Source organism: Moorena sp. SIO1F2 (assembly GCF_010672755.1).
In the GTDB taxonomy this organism is placed as follows: Bacteria; Cyanobacteriota; Cyanobacteriia; order Cyanobacteriales; family Coleofasciculaceae; genus Moorena.
This window is the reverse complement of record NZ_JAAHFV010000112.1, coordinates 1-17,392: the sequence shown is the minus strand read 5'-3', so window position 1 is coordinate 17,392 and position 17,392 is coordinate 1. Positions and strand designations below refer to the sequence as shown.

The 17,392-nt window shown below is 43.0% G+C and carries 14 protein-coding genes; 6 read left to right on the top strand and 8 right to left on the bottom strand.

What is annotated here, in order from left to right; translation table 11 throughout:
- Window positions 1–237: 237 nt before the first annotated feature.
- Entirely contained in the window at window positions 238–987 is a 750-nt protein-coding gene (locus tag F6J94_RS15270) for an SDR family oxidoreductase (protein ID WP_075900912.1), read from the bottom strand.
- Window positions 988–1,328: 341 nt separating this feature from the next.
- Between F6J94_RS15270 and F6J94_RS15265 the strand changes: the two genes are divergently transcribed.
- Window positions 1,329–2,651 (top strand): tetratricopeptide repeat protein, encoded by a 1,323-nt coding sequence (locus F6J94_RS15265; RefSeq protein ID WP_293041600.1) that lies wholly within the window; start codon window positions 1,329–1,331, stop codon window positions 2,649–2,651.
- 68 nt (window positions 2,652–2,719) lie between these two features.
- Entirely contained in the window at window positions 2,720–4,036 is a 1,317-nt protein-coding gene (locus F6J94_RS15260) for a D-arabinono-1,4-lactone oxidase (protein ID WP_293041587.1), read from the top strand.
- Window positions 4,037–4,167: 131 nt separating this feature from the next.
- Here the strand turns inward: F6J94_RS15260 and F6J94_RS15255 are convergent, their stop codons facing one another.
- From F6J94_RS15255 to F6J94_RS15245, 3 genes are all read right to left on the bottom strand, one after another.
- A complete protein-coding gene (locus F6J94_RS15255; RefSeq protein ID WP_293041603.1) occupies window positions 4,168–4,791 on the bottom strand; it encodes an IS607 family transposase in 624 nt (207 codons plus the stop codon).
- Window positions 4,792–5,131: 340 nt separating this feature from the next.
- The gene (locus F6J94_RS15250) at window positions 5,132–6,886 is read right to left on the bottom strand and encodes a metallophosphoesterase (RefSeq protein ID WP_293041584.1); all 1,755 of its coding nucleotides are present in this window, start codon (window positions 6,884–6,886) and stop codon (window positions 5,132–5,134) included.
- Entirely contained in the window at window positions 6,789–7,214 is a 426-nt protein-coding gene (locus F6J94_RS15245) for a hypothetical protein (RefSeq protein ID WP_293041582.1), read from the bottom strand. Before F6J94_RS15245 ends, F6J94_RS15250 begins: the two co-directional genes overlap by 98 nt.
- A gap of 264 nt (window positions 7,215–7,478) precedes the next feature.
- Here F6J94_RS15245 and F6J94_RS15240 point away from each other — a divergent pair, with 264 nt between their 5' ends.
- From F6J94_RS15240 to F6J94_RS15225, 4 genes are all read left to right on the top strand, one after another.
- Window positions 7,479–8,408, top strand: coding sequence for a pentapeptide repeat-containing protein (locus F6J94_RS15240; protein ID WP_293041579.1), 930 nt, complete (start codon window positions 7,479–7,481; stop codon window positions 8,406–8,408).
- Window positions 8,409–8,542: 134 nt separating this feature from the next.
- Complete coding sequence (locus tag F6J94_RS15235; RefSeq protein WP_293041576.1) at window positions 8,543–11,437, top strand: CHAT domain-containing protein; 2,895 nt, start codon at window positions 8,543–8,545, stop codon at window positions 11,435–11,437.
- Entirely contained in the window at window positions 11,428–11,580 is a 153-nt protein-coding gene (locus F6J94_RS15230; RefSeq protein ID WP_293029756.1) for a hypothetical protein, read from the top strand. The genes F6J94_RS15235 and F6J94_RS15230 overlap by 10 nt, the downstream gene beginning before the upstream one ends.
- A gap of 245 nt (window positions 11,581–11,825) precedes the next feature.
- Complete coding sequence (locus F6J94_RS15225; RefSeq protein WP_293041573.1) at window positions 11,826–11,957, top strand: hypothetical protein; 132 nt, start codon at window positions 11,826–11,828, stop codon at window positions 11,955–11,957.
- Here the strand turns inward: F6J94_RS15225 and F6J94_RS15220 are convergent.
- The 4 genes from F6J94_RS15220 to F6J94_RS15205 form a co-directional block, all read right to left on the bottom strand.
- Window positions 11,913–12,872, bottom strand: coding sequence for a DUF928 domain-containing protein (locus tag F6J94_RS15220; protein WP_293041570.1), 960 nt, complete (start codon window positions 12,870–12,872; stop codon window positions 11,913–11,915). The genes F6J94_RS15225 and F6J94_RS15220 overlap by 45 nt on opposite strands.
- 512 nt (window positions 12,873–13,384) lie before the next feature.
- Window positions 13,385–15,754 carry a CHASE2 domain-containing protein gene (locus tag F6J94_RS15215; protein WP_293041567.1) on the bottom strand — a complete coding sequence of 790 codons (2,370 nt, stop codon included), beginning with the start codon at window positions 15,752–15,754 and terminating at the stop codon, window positions 13,385–13,387.
- A 28-nt stretch (window positions 15,755–15,782) separates the two neighbouring features.
- Complete coding sequence (locus tag F6J94_RS15210; RefSeq protein ID WP_293041564.1) at window positions 15,783–15,974, bottom strand: hypothetical protein; 192 nt, start codon at window positions 15,972–15,974, stop codon at window positions 15,783–15,785.
- 22 nt (window positions 15,975–15,996) lie between these two features.
- On the bottom strand, window positions 15,997–17,235 hold the full coding sequence (locus F6J94_RS15205; RefSeq protein ID WP_293041561.1) for a DUF1822 family protein: 1,239 nt from the start codon (window positions 17,233–17,235) through the stop codon (window positions 15,997–15,999).
- Window positions 17,236–17,392: the final 157 nt, after the last annotated feature.

Below are 17,392 nucleotides of genomic sequence, written 5' to 3'. Positions count from 1 at the left end.
CTTACCTGTTTTATTAAAAAGCTAAAAGCTGATAGCTGACGTCAGTGGTCAGCGGTCAGCGGTCAGTGGTCAGTGGTCAGCTTATTTTATTCAAAAGTACCGATCTAGTAGCGTGGCCTACAGCCAATGGCTGATAGCTGATAGCTGACCGCTGATAGCTGATAGCTGATAGCTGATAGCTGATAGCTGATAGCTGATAGCTGATAGCTGATAGCTGATAGCTTACGACTCCTACATCTATTGAGCGAGAAACCCTCCATCTACAGCTAAAAATTCTCCTGTAATAAAAGATGCTTTATCTGAACACAGAAAAACGACAGCATTGGCAACTTCTTCTTCTCTGCCTACTCGACCCATAGGATGTTTTTTTATAAACTCTTGATAGAAAGGAATAGGGAAGAAAGGACGAGCCATGTCTGTGTCAATTACACCGGGACATACGGCATTAACACGAATGTTAGACTGTGCCACCTCTAAAGCTGCTGTTTTAGTTAAGCCTAATACTGCGTGTTTACTAGCGGTATAAAGAGATATTGGTGATAAAGCAACCAAACCTAGAATAGAAGCACAATTAACAATTGCTCCCCCTCCATGATTTAACATATAGGATAGTTCGTATTTAAGAGATAAAAATACCCCTTTAACATTGACATTAAAGACTTGGTCATAATTTTCTACTGTTTCTTCGGTAATTGGATTTCCTACAGCGAAACCAGCATTATTAAAAGCACAATCAAGATGACCATAGATTTCAACGGTTTTTTCGACTAAATTCTTAACCTGTTCTTCTTGAGTGACATCAGTTTGGATAAAAATCCCTTCTCCACCTACTTGTTTGATTAACTCAACGGTTTCTTCTCCTTCTTTACTTCGACGGGCAGCAACCACAACTTTTGCACCTTCTTTGGCAAAGGCGATCGCCGTTGCTCGACCAATACCAGAACTAGCACCAGTAATTAAGGCAACTCTATTTTTTAGTTCTTCCATTGTTGATATCTCAGGCAGGATAAGTGTGTCTAAAATACTATTTATAGCGTTTCTAGGATTTATGAGGTACGCTTCTAAACCTCAAAGTCCCCCTTGATAAGGGGGATAATGGGGGATCTCTTTGTACCTCATGGCATAGAGAATTGCTATATAAAATACTATTATATAAGTAATAACCAAAGGGAGTAGGTCAAAGTTGCAGAACAGATCAACTATGTACCATCAGAGCGTGCTTAAACCCATGAGGGGGCTAGTTCATTAGTACAAATGTTCTATATAAGTAACATGCTCCCACAACCAAGAAAGCTGAAGGCTGACAGCTGACCCAGGGGTAAGTAAAAATGGACAAACAAAGAAAACAAAAATACCTCAACTTGATCCACCAACTCCTAACTTGTCCCAAGGGTAAAGAAATGAAAATTATTAATAGCAACCTTGAGTTAGTGGATGCAGAGTTATTGCAAGTAATGGCACAATCAGCCGAATATCTAACAGGAAATGGCCACCAAAACGCGGCTAACTTTTTACTACGTATCAGGAGTAAGCTTTTAAAGGGTCTGGCAATTTCAGAAACCCTTACTTCAGCTAAGGCTTCATCGGAAGAGTATCAGCAATTCTTAGAGGAAGTATTGCTAGCAACCGCTAACAGCAAAGGCGACCGCGAAGCTGTCTACCAACTCCTGGTAGCAAACCTAGACAAACTCGATCATAATTTTATCAATATCCTGCAAACCTGGGCAAGTACTAAACTCTCAGCAGCGGAACCAGAAACAGCAACAGAAATCGCTAATAGTATCTGGGAATTCAGCACCATGATCAGCGATTTTTCCCTGGGCAATCAAGCCAATAACAGGGAAATCGCTATTGCTGCTTACCAAACGATGCTAACCGTTTTTACTAATCAAAGTAACCCGGAAATTTGGGCAGCTATTCAAAACAACTTGGGCAATGCCTACTGTGACAGAATCCGTGGCAATCGGGCTAATAATCTCGAAAAAGCCATAGATGCATACCAAGTAGCCTTGGAGGTTTATACCAAACCAGACTTCCCCGAAGATTGGGCAAGTACTCAAAACAACCTGGGCATAGCTTACTGTGAAAGAATCCGTGGAGACCGGGCTGATAATCTCGAAAAAGCTATTAAAGCATTCCAACTAGCCTTGGAAATTCGCACCAAACCAGACTTCCCCATTGATTGGGCAATGACTCACTATAACCTGGGCAATGCCTACTGTGAAAGAATCCGTGGAGACCGGGCTGATAATCTCGAAGAAGCCATAGAAGTATACCAACTAGCATTAGAAGTTCGCACCAAACCAGATTTCCCGGAAGATTGGGCAAGTACTCACAACAACCTGGGCATCGCCTACAGTGACAGAATCCGTGGAAACCGGGCTGATAATCTCGAAATTGCTATTGCCCAATACCAACTAGCCTTGTCTGTTTATACTAAACAAGACTTCCCCGAAGAGTGGGCAAGGACCCTATATAACCTGGGTAATGCTTACAGCAACAGAATAGTAGGAGAAACTACAGAGAATCTGGAAAATGCGATCGCATGCTATGAAAATGCCTCAGAAATCTTTACCCGTGAGGAATTTCCCGAAGATTGGGAAAACCTTCAACGTCATATTGCTAAACTACTGATTCAGCTAAGAAACTGATAGCTGACAGCTTATCTATTCTCTGCTAAAATTTATAAAAACCATTACAATATTTTTCAGAAATTAATATGTCAGTTACTTGGTCAAATTGGAGGGGTAATGTTTCTTGCAACCCCAAAAGTATTGTCGAGCCATCTTCTAACGAAGATCTCAAGAAAGTTCTTGCCATGGCTCGAACCGAAAAGATGAAAGTTAAGGTGGTTGGTTCGGGACACTCATGGTCAGAAGCTGCATGCACCGATGGTGTTCTTGTATCATTAAAGCGACTAAACCGAGTAATCGAGCTAGACCGAGAACGGGGGACCGTTACTGTTGAGCCAGGAATAACACTAAACAGCTTGAATGAATACCTCGACCAACAGGGCATGGCCTTGGAAAACCTGGGAGCAATCACCAAGCAGACTATTTCTGGTGCAATAGCAATGGCTACCCATGGAACAGGAGACAAAAACGGCTCACTGGCTAGTGCAGTGGTTGAGCTAGAGCTAATGAAAGCATCCGGGGAAGTTGTCCGCTACCAACAAGATAATCCCACATTTTATGGAGTATGTGTCAACTTAGGTGCCCTTGGTATTATTACTAAATTAACCCTTCGTTGTGTCCCTAAATTCTTCTTGCGAGATATTCAACAACCGATGTTGACCGACCTTCTCAGAAAAGAAATAGACACACTAGTTAAAGAAAACGACCATTTCCAATTCTTTGAATTTCCCCACACCTCACGCTCCTATTGGTTTAAGTTTAATAAAATGGATGAGCCAGTTGCGCCCATGCCATTCTGGAGACAATTCCTAGACGACCTATCTAGAACTATATCTAGAGAAGGCAATGGAATCGGTGACTGGATTACCAGGACGTTTCCTTTTACAATTCCTCTCATCTTTAGAGTAGCTTTTTTTACTAATCTACGGGGATTAAACCGTTGGGATAAGAGCTTTAAAATCCTCGCCTTTGAGAATATTAATTTCACCTATTCTGAGTTGGAGTATGCCATACCAAGGTCAGCTACAATCAAAGCTCTGGAGCAAATTCACCAGATGATAAAAAACCAGGGATTTAGGATAAACCTACCAATATCAGTTCGATTTGCTAGTTCCGAAGAGCATTGGTTAAGCCCACTGTATCAAAGAGAATCGGTATATATTAGCCTTAACTTATCAGGGTCAGATTTTCAGGTGATTGAAAACTATCACCGGGAAGCCGAAAAGATATTATTAGAGTATGGTGGCCGTCCCAACTGGGGCAAGCACTTTTATTCCAATCGGGAATATCTGCGCTCACAATACCCACGTTGGGATGACTTCGCTCTACTTATGAAAGAATTTGATCCTGATCGACTTTTTTCTAACCCCTTCCTCGACCGGCTCTTCCCTTATGATGTATAATTGGCTCAAATCGGTTGGGAGTTGCTTTCACAGCCGGGGTTTCTTCCATATTCTCTAATATCATGTCGGGATAATTACCCTTAATAAAAATCTCCCCAATCTCCCCACCCTAACCCCTCTCCACCTACTCCTTACTCTAATTCCTTTACCACTTTACTCATTCCATCCAGTAATTTTTGATTTTTTTGGCTCCTAGCGCCATAGAGACGGGCAGAAAAGACTGTGATTAATTCCATCATGTCTTGGGTTAATTCGTCATCAAAGCTGACTCCCTCTGGGGATTTATTAATGATCACGACTTCTGTGCCAAACTCTTCACAAATGGTAAAGATTAATTCTGATCCAAATCTCAGCAATCTATCCTTGTGAGTTATCACCAATCGTTCAACATCCCCTGTCATAATTTTTATGAGTAATTGGTTCAATCCTTTTTTGTGATAATTTAAACCACCCCCTAAATCAGAAATAGTTTCGTATTGCCAACCATTAGCAGCGCTAAAATTTTCTAATAATTGAATTTGACTCCTCAGGTCTTTTTGTCGCTCATCACTTGAAACTCTGGCATAGTTAATTGTCAATCTGTGGGTTAATGGCTGAGGATTTCTTGGTGTTATATGTTTGATATCTTTAAGATAAAATCGCCGTTGTCCAGTAGGTGAACGTTGATATCTGATTTTGCCTGCATCAGCCCACCGTCTTAGGGTTTTGGTAGAGACTCCTAGCTGTTTAGCTGCCTCCCCAATGCTTAATGTCATCTCGGAATGACTTTCCATATCAATGCTAGATCTAATCACAACCTCTCTAGTATTACCCATTTTGTCAGGAATGTCCAAGGGTGTCTATTTTTTATAGAGAGGCAACAGGCAACAGGCAACAGGCAACAGGCATGCTAGCAAGAGGCAATAGGCATGCTAGCAAGAGGCAATAGGCATGCTAGCAATAGGCATGCTAGCAAGAGTAGCCAATATATCATTCTATAATAGAATTTTAGGATAATTACCCTTCATCAAAAATCTCCCCATCTCCCCATCTCCCCATCTCCCCATCTCCCCATCTCCCCATCTCCCCATCTCCCCATCTCCCCATCTCCCAACCCTAATCCCTTGGCTTTAACATAAACTGATCGAATTTAATCACCTCTGAATTAGGCGATCGCGTATCAAAGCGATAGCTAGTTACTATACCGGTGCCAGTATCGAAGATACTAAATACAGTGAGGTCATTACTAGCGATATAAGGCAAGGGCTGGTTATTCTCTCCTAACAATGGCGCGATTGTTGGCATAACGGGCTCTAATCCATTGGCGTCTCCAGTAGCGGAATAGTTTTCGTTATACCCAGTTGGTACTGGGCGCTTCTTCTGACCAACATAAGCGCCATAACTATTCCCGACATTGGAGGATTCTAAAAAATGGATGCCATTACCATCAACAAAGCGATTCCATAGATGGGAATGGCCATAATACACCAACTGCACACCAGCAGCTTCTAACAATGGCACCACATCCTGAATGATGTAATCCTTGTCTTTGGGGTACTCATAACGCACTGCTGTCACCTTACCCGCCCGATCCCGCTCAATGATCTGCACTGGGTTAGTATAAGCTGGGACAATATTCCCCCCTAGGCTATGGGGAGGATGGTGAAACATCACAATTTTATACTTGGCTTGTTGGAACTCAGGGCTATTGAGTTCTGCCTGGAGCCATTGGTACTGGAGACTCCCTTTACTAACCGGTTCAAAGATATGTTGTCCGTATCCCCAAGCGATGGGATTGTCTAAATCTTGTTCCCGTTCTTGATACCTACCTTTGGCATTAGGGCTTAAGCTAGGTGTCCGCCAAATATTAGTAATGTACAACACCACTAAGCGAATATCACCAAAGGTTACGGCATAATAAGGTTTGCCATTAGGTAGGTAAAAAATCTCGTTATAAGTGTCAGTATTATAGCTATTGTTTTTTAGCCAAGCTTGGTAATAATTAGGGTCATTATCTGGATTTAACTGTTCAGCTTTTTGCTGATAGATGGCTTGTGCTGCAGCCCGAGGAAAAGGGTCATTGAATTGGCTATTCAAATCCTTTTCCATAGAAAAACGCCCCATCACTTCATGATTGCCAACTACAGGAAAGATCGGGGCATTTTGAATAATTTCACCGCCATGGTAGGTAGTTTTAACCCCATTCTTTTCCAATTGGTAATTAGCTCGACCCTGAAGACAAGGGAAAAACGCACCACCCCGGTTATCATCAAACCATTCCGAAGCCCGGTCAGGAATATTAACTAAATCACCAACATAAAACACTCCATCAATTTGGCCTACAGTGTCTACCACCTTCTGGAGATTAGCTGCGGTCATGGGCATTAGTTGATGGTCAGAAGTCAGAAGAATTTTCTGGGGTGTCTCAGGGTTTGGTAGAGCACTGAGGCTAAAGAGTTTGCTCCTGACAACTTGCCCATTCTCCTTGACACTGGTGACTTGATAGGGAACAGGAAGACCAGGAGTCAGTCCAGTTACGATCGCTTCATGACGCCAAATATCCCGCATGATTGGCTTCTGGTAGACTTGGCCGTCTTCGGTCTGGTTGCCTACTCGGGATTTTTGGTCTTCCCGAGTGCGGCTGAGTTTAGTAGTAGTAGCAGTGGCCTTACGATAAGAGCTCGTGCCGTAGGTAACAGTGTGGCGGGAGCCAGGAAATTCGGTAAACCAAACCACCCGCACGGAATCTTTTGTAGGAAATTGCAAGAATGGGTCAGTCAGTAATTCGTAAGCGGATGTCATGGCTCGCTGCTGGGTAATTTGCTTGATAGTTGGAACAAGGACAATTACACCAATCACTATAGCTGCCATGAGGATAAAGCGACTGATAGAAAACTTGACCATGAAAGCTATAGGGCAGGGAATGGGGAATCGCGAATCGGGAATCGGAACCCACCCCTAACCCCTCCCAGGAGGGGAACGGGAATCGGGAGAAGAGTGTGGGGAGAGGGGGAAGTGTGGGGAGAGGGGGAAGTGTGGGGAGACAGGGAAGTGTGGGGGTATAGGGGAACAGAGGTAAGAAGTAGTTTTCGATGAAGTTGGTATAGCTTTGATCATACTTATTGTGATCATACTTATGAGGTAGATTCAAGCTTCTTACCCCGTCTTGATGCAAAGCACAAGTAAGGGTTTCCCCCAAGACTGAGCTGCATTCCGACTCCCAGGGAGTGCGCTTACAGTCGTCGAATTAAATTCGCCACGGGTCGCACCGCTCCCGACTCCCGACTCCCGATTCCCGACTCCCGATTCCCGATTCCCGATTCCCTAATACTTTGACTGCTCCTATGCCTCAAACGCTCAATGTATTTATGTAAAAGATTATTGCTGTAATCACATATTGTGTGAAAATAAAGTTAGATTAGATACAAAACGAACTGACTACAGGTTTTGTATAAGCAATACTATGACATTATTAACTACTAATCAAGTTCTTAAACAACTTAAGCAAGGACTGTCGTTACAGAAAGCCGAGCTGAGTCATATTGATTTACAGGGCTTGAATCTAGATAAGGCTGACTTTGCCCATGCCTACCTACGTAATGCCAATCTCTCAGGAGCGTCTTGTCAAGAGACAGACTTTAATCAAGCCAATCTCAGCTGGGCCAAGCTATCCGGGGCCACTCTGGTTTATGCCCAACTCTCAGAAGCTAAACTGACTCGTGCTGGTTTGGAGGAGGCGAATCTCCGAGGGGCTTGGGCAGCAAAAGCTAAGCTGTGTGGAGCAAGACTAGATGGGGTTGAGGCGTCCTTAGCTCAGCTGCAAAAGGCTGATTTGAGAGAAGCAACTGGCAAAGGGATAACCTTTATCAATGCCAATCTCAAGATGGCCAATTTAGGAGCTGTGAATTTCCCTGAGGCTAATTTCAGTGGGGCAAGCCTTGATCTAGCTAGCTTAGAAGCGGCTAAGTTAATGGATACTAAGTGGCTTGGTGCTGATTTGGAACGAGCCAACTTAAGCCGTGCTAGTTTAGTCAGAGCAGATTTAACCTCTGCTAATTTGATTGTTGCTAATCTCAGAGCTGCTGATTTGACCGAGGTAATTTTGCGTGGTGCTCAGTTGCTGGAGTCAAGTTTGGAAAATGCCTTATTAAAGGATGTTGATTTAACTGAAGCGTCTTTATTTTCTGCAAATTTAGAAGGCGCTCGCTTATCTAAGGTTAATCTTAAAAATGCTGATTTACAGTACGCTAATTTGGAGAATACTATTTGGAATGGTGTTGATTTCTCTAACTGTGAGGTAGCAGGTGCAGTGTTTACCGATGCTAAAGGCTTAAGTGCTCAACAGTGCCAATGGCTGAAGGAAAATGGGGCGTTGAATGTTCCTTTTGGGTAACCGTTGCGAAAGCCTAACCGTTAAACAACCATGCGATCGCTTAGCGTCGGCTGTGGCCTACGCTAAGCCTTACGATGAAAAGCCATAGTCTATCCTAGAGATAATTTAATAGAAACCCTAGATTTAGCGTTCCCATGCTTCGCCCGACCCTAGTTGGCACCCAAGCCCTAATTTTTTTTCTCCTAAATTTAGTTCTCCCCATTGGCATCCTCCCGGTCTTATCCTATCCCACAACTGTTAAGCCAATTCCGCAAGATTGGTCAGCGTCAGAATTAGTGGAACAAGGCAGAGCACTATACACCAAAGGTCAGTTTAGTCAAGCAGCAAGCACTTGGGAACAAGCAGCACAAGCCTATGAATCCCAAGGGGATAGACTACATCAGGCCATGGTTTTGAGTTATCTGTCCTTGGCTTACCAGAAACTGCAACAGTGGTTTGATGCCGAAGATGCGATCGCATTTAGCCTCAACCTGTTAGAGACCGGATCAGATCTCCGGGATAGCCCAGACTACCAGCAAATCCGCGCCCAAGCTCTCAACACCCTAGGTAGTCTAGAATTAGCCTTAGGACAACCAGACACTGCTCTAGAAGCCTGGCAATTGGCTACTGAGATTTATCAACAATTAAAAGATGACATTGGCATTACAGGTACCCTAATTAATCAAGCTCAAGCGATGGAAGCCTTAGGACTTTACCGTCGCACCTGTAAAACCTTATTACAAGCCTTAAAGCTGGACAATAATTGCGATTTGTCCAATCAAGAACGGTTTGAAAAGGTGCTGCAAACCTTTCAACAAACCCCTGATCCCCAGATTAAAATCCTGGGCTTACGTAGCCTTGGGAATAGTCTCCGTCTCCTCGGGGACTTGAACCATTCTCAGCAAGTGCTTAAGGCAAGTTTGAAAGTAGCTCAACCTCCTCTGCAAAAGCGAGAAACCTTACTGAGTTTGGGGCATACAGAACGTTCTTGGTACAACCACTATAAACAATTATACACCAGAACCAACCTGATAGTTAAACAAAAAGAAGTTAAAGAACAGGTTATTGAGCAGTTTGATTATGCTATAAAATACTATCAAGAATCTCTTCAAGAGTCGAGCAAATTATCAGCTTCCACTAGCTTAGACATTGAACCAAAACTACAGCAGTTAAGTCTACTAATTGATTTTCACAATTGGTTAGAGAGCTTAACGGCTCAAGACAAAGATCAAGACAAAGATCAAAACAAAGCCACAAGGCTCCAAGAATTAAAATCTCAAATAAATGACCAAGTCAAGGAATTACTCAACAGCGAGATTACTAAATTACCACCTAGTCGAACAGCAATCTATGCTCAAATCAATTTTGTGGAAAGCCTGATCAGCTATGAGCTAAAATCGAATAAGGATGAAGATAATCTTCAGGGGTCATCATTGAACCTTGAGCCTTACGAAATTGCCCATAGTTTAGTCAAAGCTGTCCAAGAGGCTCAAGTTTTAGACGATAAACGAGCGGAATCCTATGCCCTCGGTACCCTGGGTAAGCTCTATGAAGAAACTCAGCAATGGTATCAAGCTCAAGAATTTACCGAAAAAGCCCTCACCATAGCTCAAGGGATTCAATCCGATGACATTGCCTATCAATGGCAATGGCAGTTAGGACGAATTTATAAAGCTCTGGGAAAAACTGAAGAAGCAATCACCGCTTACCAAGCCACTGTCAAAACCCTAGATTCTCTCCGCCAAGATTTACTGGCTCTTAGTTCAGATGTGCAGTTTTCCTTTCGAGAAAATGTTGAGCAAGTCTATCGAGAATTAGTCGATTTACTCTTGAAAGACGAACAAAGCGCTGAACCGATCGCAAATAAACGGATTTCAGATAACCGGATTGCAGATAACCCGATTTCAGATAACAAGCTCAAGCAAGCTACCGAAGCAATTGACTCTCTGCAGCTAGCCCAAATTGAGAATTTTCTGGGGTGTAACCTTTCTGACATTGTGGAATTGGCCGAGCAAGAAATCGATCCGAGTGCAGCATTAGTCTATCCGATTATTCTCGATGACCGGTTAGCGGTGATCGTGAAATTACCAAAATCAGGAGAATTTATTCACTACACCACTGCTTTACCTAAAGCTAAACTTGAGCAAACCTTAGAAAGTCTCCGTATACAGCTAGAAAAACGTTTTATTTCTAAAAACAGTCTAGCCTTATCCCAACAGGTTTATGACTGGTTAATTCGACCGGCGGAAGGGTTGCTCGAAGCCAATCAAGTGAAAACCTTAGTATTTGTTCTTGATGTTGGCTTTCGCAATGTTCCCATGGCTACCCTTCATGATGGTGAACAGTATATAGTAGAAAAAGGCTATGCGATCGCACTCATTCCTGGTTTGAGTCTACTAGAGCCCAAACCCTTAGCTCAAGTAGAGTTAAATGCCTTAGCTTTTGGACTCTCAGAGATCCGGGAGGATTTGCCTGATCATCAAGGTTTCGCTAACCTACCCAATGTTAAAACAGAATTAGGGGAAATTAAATCCCAAATTCCGAGTCAGCAATTGCTCAATCAAGACTTTACCAGTCAGAAATGGCAAGAGTTAATCAGTTCAGTGCCATTTCCTGTGGTGCATTTAGCCACTCATGGTCAGTTTAGTTCAGTACCAGAAGAGACCTTTCTGCTGGCGTGGGATAAACGAATCAATATCAAGGATTTAAGCAATGTCATCCAGAACAGAAGTAACAATAGTTTAGAAGCAATTGAATTACTAGTGCTGAGTGCTTGTAAAACTGCCGATGGCGATAGTCGTGCTAGCTTAGGCTTGGCCGGGGTAGCGATTCAGTCAGGAGCCAGGAGTACTCTGGCTTCCCTATGGTTCATTAATGATGAATCTACCGCTAAACTGATGACATTTTTTTACGAAGAATTAGCTGCTTCTGGCGCAACGGTTACTAAAGCTGAAGCCTTGCGCCGTGCTCAAGTTAATCTTTTAAAAAGACCTGGTTATCAAGCTCCATTTTACTGGGGAGCCTATGTTTTAGTGGGAAATTGGCTGTAATCGGGAATCGGGAATCGGGAATCGGGAATCGGGAATCGGGAATCGGGAATCGGGGTCAGCTATCAGCTATCAGCTATCAGCTATCAGCTATCAGCTATCAGCTATCAGCTATCAGCTTTGTGGCACAGGCTTCGACCCTGTGACCTAACTCAAATTAAACGAATGCTGAGTAATGCACCACCCACGGGCTCGCTGATCGTGTTTTTCTCAATTCTTGTCCACTGTTCAAAGCTCCAAAGTTGCCTGTTGATGATAGCTTCCTCAGAACTACCACAAAGTAATCGGGAATCGGGAATCGGGAATTGGGGGAGGTGTGGGGAGATGGGGAGATGGGGAGGCTTGTCCTAACTTTAATGCGTAGTGCTATATAGGGATCGGTGTAGGAATTGTGATAATTGTTGATCCCGACTCCCGACTCCCGACTCCCGACTCCCTACTCCCTACTCCCTACTCCCGACTCCCTACTCCCTACTCCCTACTCCCTACTCCCTACTCCCTGTGCTGTACAACAATCAACTAGAGGTTTGAATGCGATCGCACGCAAACCCACCGAACCTAGGAAATCCTGCCAATCCCGTTCTAACCTAGAATCCTCTGGTTTCTGTTGCCGTAGTTCAGCTAAGGCTGTCATCCCATCATGCCAAATACCGTGACTGGCATAAATAGCAATACGCTCCCGTAGGGAAGTAGCAGCCTTTAGCTTACGACTTAGGGTAGAGTCTGGTGTGATGTGTTTGACTAATCCTTCCACCGTGGGATTCCCAGAGGGGTTTTGGGGATTAACTACAACAGAGAGCTGCCATCGATAGACCTGTTCAGTTTCTAGGGGTTCGGTCAACGGAACACTGACAATCCCAGGAGTTCCAGATAACGGAATAGATTCGACTAGTAGAGCCTGTTGGTTGTGATCGAGCAGTACAAACTCCGCCGTTAGTTCAGGAGTAGACTGTTCAGGAACATAAAACCAAAAGGTAGGAGACTCAGCTAAGGTCAGTGCTAATAAAGAGTTGGAATCATTGTTGGCATCATTACTACAGTTTCCCGTTGTCTCGACAATCTCGCTACTACCAGGGACTATAGCAATCAGCTGATCCGAACACAGACCACGGTCTGCTCCTGATGTCCGTTTCGGTGGTCTGCCCACATCCTCAAAGCTTTCATTTTGTGTCGCATTTGGTGTAGTGACGTCTGGTGGGAGGAAATATAAACCTCCTCCAGCTGTTGTGATCTGATCAGTTCTGCCATCACCCTCAAAGTCTACATCTGGTTGAGCTGATGGGGTATCGGATTCGGATAAACTATCCCTAACAGAGTTGCTGTTTAGAGCAACAGACTGCGAACGCGCTCGTAGAGGGTAAATGGTGAAATTAACTAGTACCCAGGCAAGGGCCAAGATCAAGGAAGGTTTGTACAACGCTAGCTTTATTTTATACATACTGAGAGGTTTGACAAACGTTAATTTTTTTAAAGTATTCCATAATCTTTATCAGTCCTTGCCAAGGGATTTTACGCAAGCCTTTACATTTCTTATCAATTTTGGTCTGGGTGTTTTTTCGTTGACGCTTTCAGGTTGGTAGCTATGATAAAAATGAGGTAATTAACCTTGATGGCTGATTTATTTGCCAAAAACAGTATTACATGTCAATCCGGACTAATTGCTCTAGTTGAAGTAAAATTCACTAAATCTTAAACAAATAACGTTTTTATCAAAAAGACTTGGATCAGAAATCTAGTGCGGTTTTTATTCTAATGAGGTACACAAGATTTTTACCCTCTTAGCTCTTAGCTCTTAGCTCTTAGCTCTTACGTATTATGACTTCACTGCTCCCTGCTCCCTCAAAACATGTACCTCACCTAATTGAAAACCGCTATAGCCTTTACATTTGAGATGTAAACATAATCGCGATTAGTAAAGGCTAGATGCCAACAGCAATAAGCAAGAGCTAATCAAGTATCTAGGGATTTTTGGTAATATAAAAAACTGTCATCCTTGTTTACATTTGATTTAAAAATGCTATAAACTACGATGGCTCCACTGGTTGCCACTAACGCCAAGGCTGATGGTATAAAGGGTATCCATCCCCCTTTGAGTAAGAGACCATAACAGACTCCAGATAAGAGGCTGATACCAACAAAAACAGCAACTCCCAAGTAGGATGGGGAATGTAAACGCCAAACTAATAGGCCTCCCACCACAGACCAACTACCAATCCAAAGCACTTCCCCCCACTGTGGCAACCACCAGAGCAAGGGTCGCTTATCCAAAACAGCACTAATAATCTGACTACTCATCTGAGCTTGAACCATAACCCCAGGTATTTTGTCAGACCATGGCCCTTTAGTATAGGGAGTCCGGTGTAAATCCTTTGAATCTTGACCCACCCCAATCAAGACAATATTATCCTTGACTAAATCCGGCAGTTGGGAGTCCAGTTTACCCTTGAGTAAGTCTTGAAGATGAACGTATTTGGGATTCTTGGCACGATAATTAAGGAGTATCTGATATCCCATTGCATGTTTTGGCTTTAACTGATACCCACCAGCATTGTGTGCGAATTTCCGAAACACCACATCACCGATTTCTACATCCCCTGCTGAATTTCTCTTCATCGGCGGGATTCCCTTTTGGGTTAGGTAATTCAGAGCGACTTGTAAACTCAGAGAGTAAGTAGTATTACAAGTATCCCAAGAGTTAATCCCTAAGCTCATCCCTAGAAGTTGGCGGCGGATAATATCATCTGGGTCACGAGGCAAATCACTAAAGCCAATCTGTTGTGATGCCATACCGGGTGGTGAAGCGATACCAGGCTGATCATTACTTTCCATTTGGCACACCGCAATGAAACGGGGATTTTGTTTCAATTGAGTAGCTAAGTTGGGTTCAAACTCGAAATCATGATAAATATCTAAGCCAATCACTCGCGGTTGATAACGGTTGAGTTTCCGCAACAGTTGTGCCAGGGCCGTATCGGATAATGACCCTTTCCTAGACCAACCCATCTTGTCCTGATACTGAATATCTGGTTCATCCACCGCAATTACTAAAACCCGCTCATCCCGCTTTTCAGGTGGTTGCAGAGCCATGAGATGGTCGAAAGCATGTAATTCTGATCCTTGTAACAGCCCAAGCGATCGCATTGTGATCACTGTGATAGTGACAATCAAACTTACCAGTAAAACCCTTGAGAGTTTGGGTTTATCCTTGAGATAGGATCCCTGAGTCAAGTCGTCCCAAGTTGTTGGTTCCAGAGCAGGATTCTGGAATATCACTGGTAACCAACTGGCACAGGGATAGTTATCTTCTACCTCCTCCTGCAATCTTTTCCGGGTTTCCCACACTGAATCCGATATGGATTTTTTCTTTGTGGCAAATGCGTTGAGAAAATACCTCAAAAACTTCTGAGCTACCTCATCTGGCACCCGTTCCCGCATTACCAGGGTTGTCGAGATTGGTAAACTAACCAATTCTGATGCTAATCCTAACCCATCACAGGAATTAAAAATAGCCAACTTTAAACCATTCTTAATCCCATTGATTAGACCATACTTTAACTCCTCAATGGTAATGCTTTCATCCTGATTGATGTAAAACCGTCCTTGGCAATTATTATTATGGGTAAAACTATGACCAGCAAAAAACAATATATCCCACTTTTTATCCCATAATTCCTGGCTTAATTTTTTTTTTGGGGGACTGATTAAGGGGACAATTTCTGCATTCGGTAATTCCTCCTGGAGTAATGCTAAATCATGCTGGATATTAATCCCGGTGTCATCTCCTAGAATTGCCAATATTCTTACTATATTTCTATATTGGTCGATTGGTTTTGAGGATACTGGAAATTCTGAAGGACTGAAATTCACCTCAATATCACAATCGGACAAGACATCCCAGAGATGCCAAGGCAGTTGCCAAAGTTTGATATTATTAGTTTGAATAATAAACCGAATCTTGCCATGGTTCGATAAAGCTTTTAACACTTGATCCCGGAAGCGTTGAAACTTTCTATCGGTTGAATTTAGCCAATTATTGATCGCCTCTTGTAAATCCTGAGCTGAGTTAATAACTGAATAGTTGGTTATCTGTTCTGGGGGAGCTATCAGTTTCCGATGCACTTTGATTCTCCCTTGAGCACGATAGCTTAAGAGCCAACTGTCACACAATTGGTTAATCTGAGGTGCTGGTGGTAACCAACCATCAATTTCTCTAGCCATTAAATTATTTTCATTGGGATCAATCCCAATTTTTAGGATAACTAGAAACCCCTGTTTAAAGTCACCATCGACTATTTTTAATGTTACTAAACTCGTCGTCATTTTTCAGTCAGTATTATTTAATTTATTTTTAGTATTTTTTAATTTTATTATGAAAAACGGGTAATTTATAATTATATATTATGCCTTCTGGCTTCTGGCTTCTGCTTTCTGGCTTCTGCTTTCTGGCTTCTGGCTTCTGCTTTCTGGCTTCTGGCTTCTGGCTTCTGGCTTCTGGCTTCTGGCTTCTGGCTTCTGGCTTCTGGCTTCTACATTCTGACATACAACCTTTAACCCAAGATAGGTTACAGGAAAAACTCTTTGGAAAAGCTGGCATCTCCCAGTACCAGTTTTACTATAAACCTATCCCCCCTTTCGCCATTAAACTCTAGTTGGATCCAATTATCAGCACTTCTCGACTGAGCCGACAAGAAAATTTGTCCCTGCTGATCAAGTACTAGCAATTCGAGATTAGGTTTTAGATATTTACTCTTAGTAGGATACACCCGTAAGTGAACATTAATTCCCCCATCTGCTTCAGGTATGAAAGTAACCATAAATGCTACTTTGCTCCCATTCAGTTGCATTTCTAAATCAATTATCTTAACTCGCCTAATCCCAGCTTGGGGATGATTTGGGTCAAGTTTTCCCAAACTGACAGCGGCTTGGCGACGTAAGTCATGATCGTCAGTAGTATTGATCATCTCAGCAAGCAATGCGATCGCCTCTAAGTTACTATGACCAATTTCACCCAATAATTCTATAGCGGGTAAGTTAGTTTGTTTACTGCTATTGGTTTTTAATAGTTTAATAATTGCGGTTACAGCTTCAGGGATATTTTCGGTAAAGGGGGAAGATGCTGAAGAATTACCGTTCAAACTATCTTTCAAACGAGTCGGTTGAGACCGGTAAGCTAAGGTTAGATTAGGGTTACCATTACCTGATCGAATTTCCTCAACAGTTTGCCAACCAGCCTCCAGGAAATTATCCAGCCATGAGAGTAAGTTTATAGATGGCTTACGAGAGTAAACTAGGGAACGTTGTTTATATAATTCCTTGCGCCATTTAGAATTTGATACCAGTGCCTGCCACTTAGCAAAAGGAATATCTAGCCTCGGAGAATAAGGAGTTTCCTGGCTCAATTGCTTGATTAACGTTGTTGCTTCATCAGAGGAGAATCTTGGCATTGGCTTTACTAGCAGTTTGGGACTAGGAGCAAGTTCTTCCGTTACCCACATCACATTCAAATCTTCAATTAAATCTACCGCATCCACAGCGTAGGTTTCATCGATGATGTCATAGTTACCATGATCACGTAACTGTTGATAAGTTGTGTATCCCCACACCTGTAACCAGCATTCTTCTAAATTCAGTTGCATCGCCACATAATAATGACTAGCCCACTCAGGAATATCAACCCACTCTCGCGGTACTCGCAACGCTGTAAAATTGATTTCTTCACTAGGAATTAATACCAGTCGCATCTGGTTTAGCTCAACAGCTGTACCATTCACTACGTCCCAGAAACTTGGTAAATCCCCCAACTCTGGCCATACTAATGGTTTGTTTAGTGGTGTATCACGACGATCTGGGCGCAAAGGCGATTGTTCTGCCGGAAGGCTATGATGGCCCGGCGCTGGCGGCGGCGCACACGCAGGGACTGGCCGTGATCCGTCTGCATCCGAAACGTGCGGCGGGAGA

Bases quoted from the DNA above. Each gene is read 5' to 3' on its own strand.
- F6J94_RS15270 (WP_075900912.1), bottom strand. From the start codon at position 987: ATGGAAGAACTAAAAAATAGAGTTGCCTTAATTACTGGTGCTAGTTCT.
- F6J94_RS15265 (WP_293041600.1), top strand. From the start codon at position 1,329: ATGGACAAACAAAGAAAACAAAAATACCTCAACTTGATCCACCAACTC.
- F6J94_RS15260 (WP_293041587.1), top strand. From the start codon at position 2,720: ATGTCAGTTACTTGGTCAAATTGGAGGGGTAATGTTTCTTGCAACCCC.
- F6J94_RS15255 (WP_293041603.1), bottom strand. From the start codon at position 4,791: ATGACATTAAGCATTGGGGAGGCAGCTAAACAGCTAGGAGTCTCTACC.
- F6J94_RS15250 (WP_293041584.1), bottom strand. From the start codon at position 6,886: ATGGCAGCTATAGTGATTGGTGTAATTGTCCTTGTTCCAACTATCAAG.
- F6J94_RS15240 (WP_293041579.1), top strand. From the start codon at position 7,479: ATGACATTATTAACTACTAATCAAGTTCTTAAACAACTTAAGCAAGGA.
- F6J94_RS15235 (WP_293041576.1), top strand. From the start codon at position 8,543: ATGCTTCGCCCGACCCTAGTTGGCACCCAAGCCCTAATTTTTTTTCTC.
- F6J94_RS15220 (WP_293041570.1), bottom strand. From the start codon at position 12,872: ATGTATAAAATAAAGCTAGCGTTGTACAAACCTTCCTTGATCTTGGCC.
- F6J94_RS15215 (WP_293041567.1), bottom strand. From the start codon at position 15,754: ATGACGACGAGTTTAGTAACATTAAAAATAGTCGATGGTGACTTTAAA.
- F6J94_RS15210 (WP_293041564.1), bottom strand. From the start codon at position 15,974: ATGTCAGAATGTAGAAGCCAGAAGCCAGAAGCCAGAAGCCAGAAGCCA.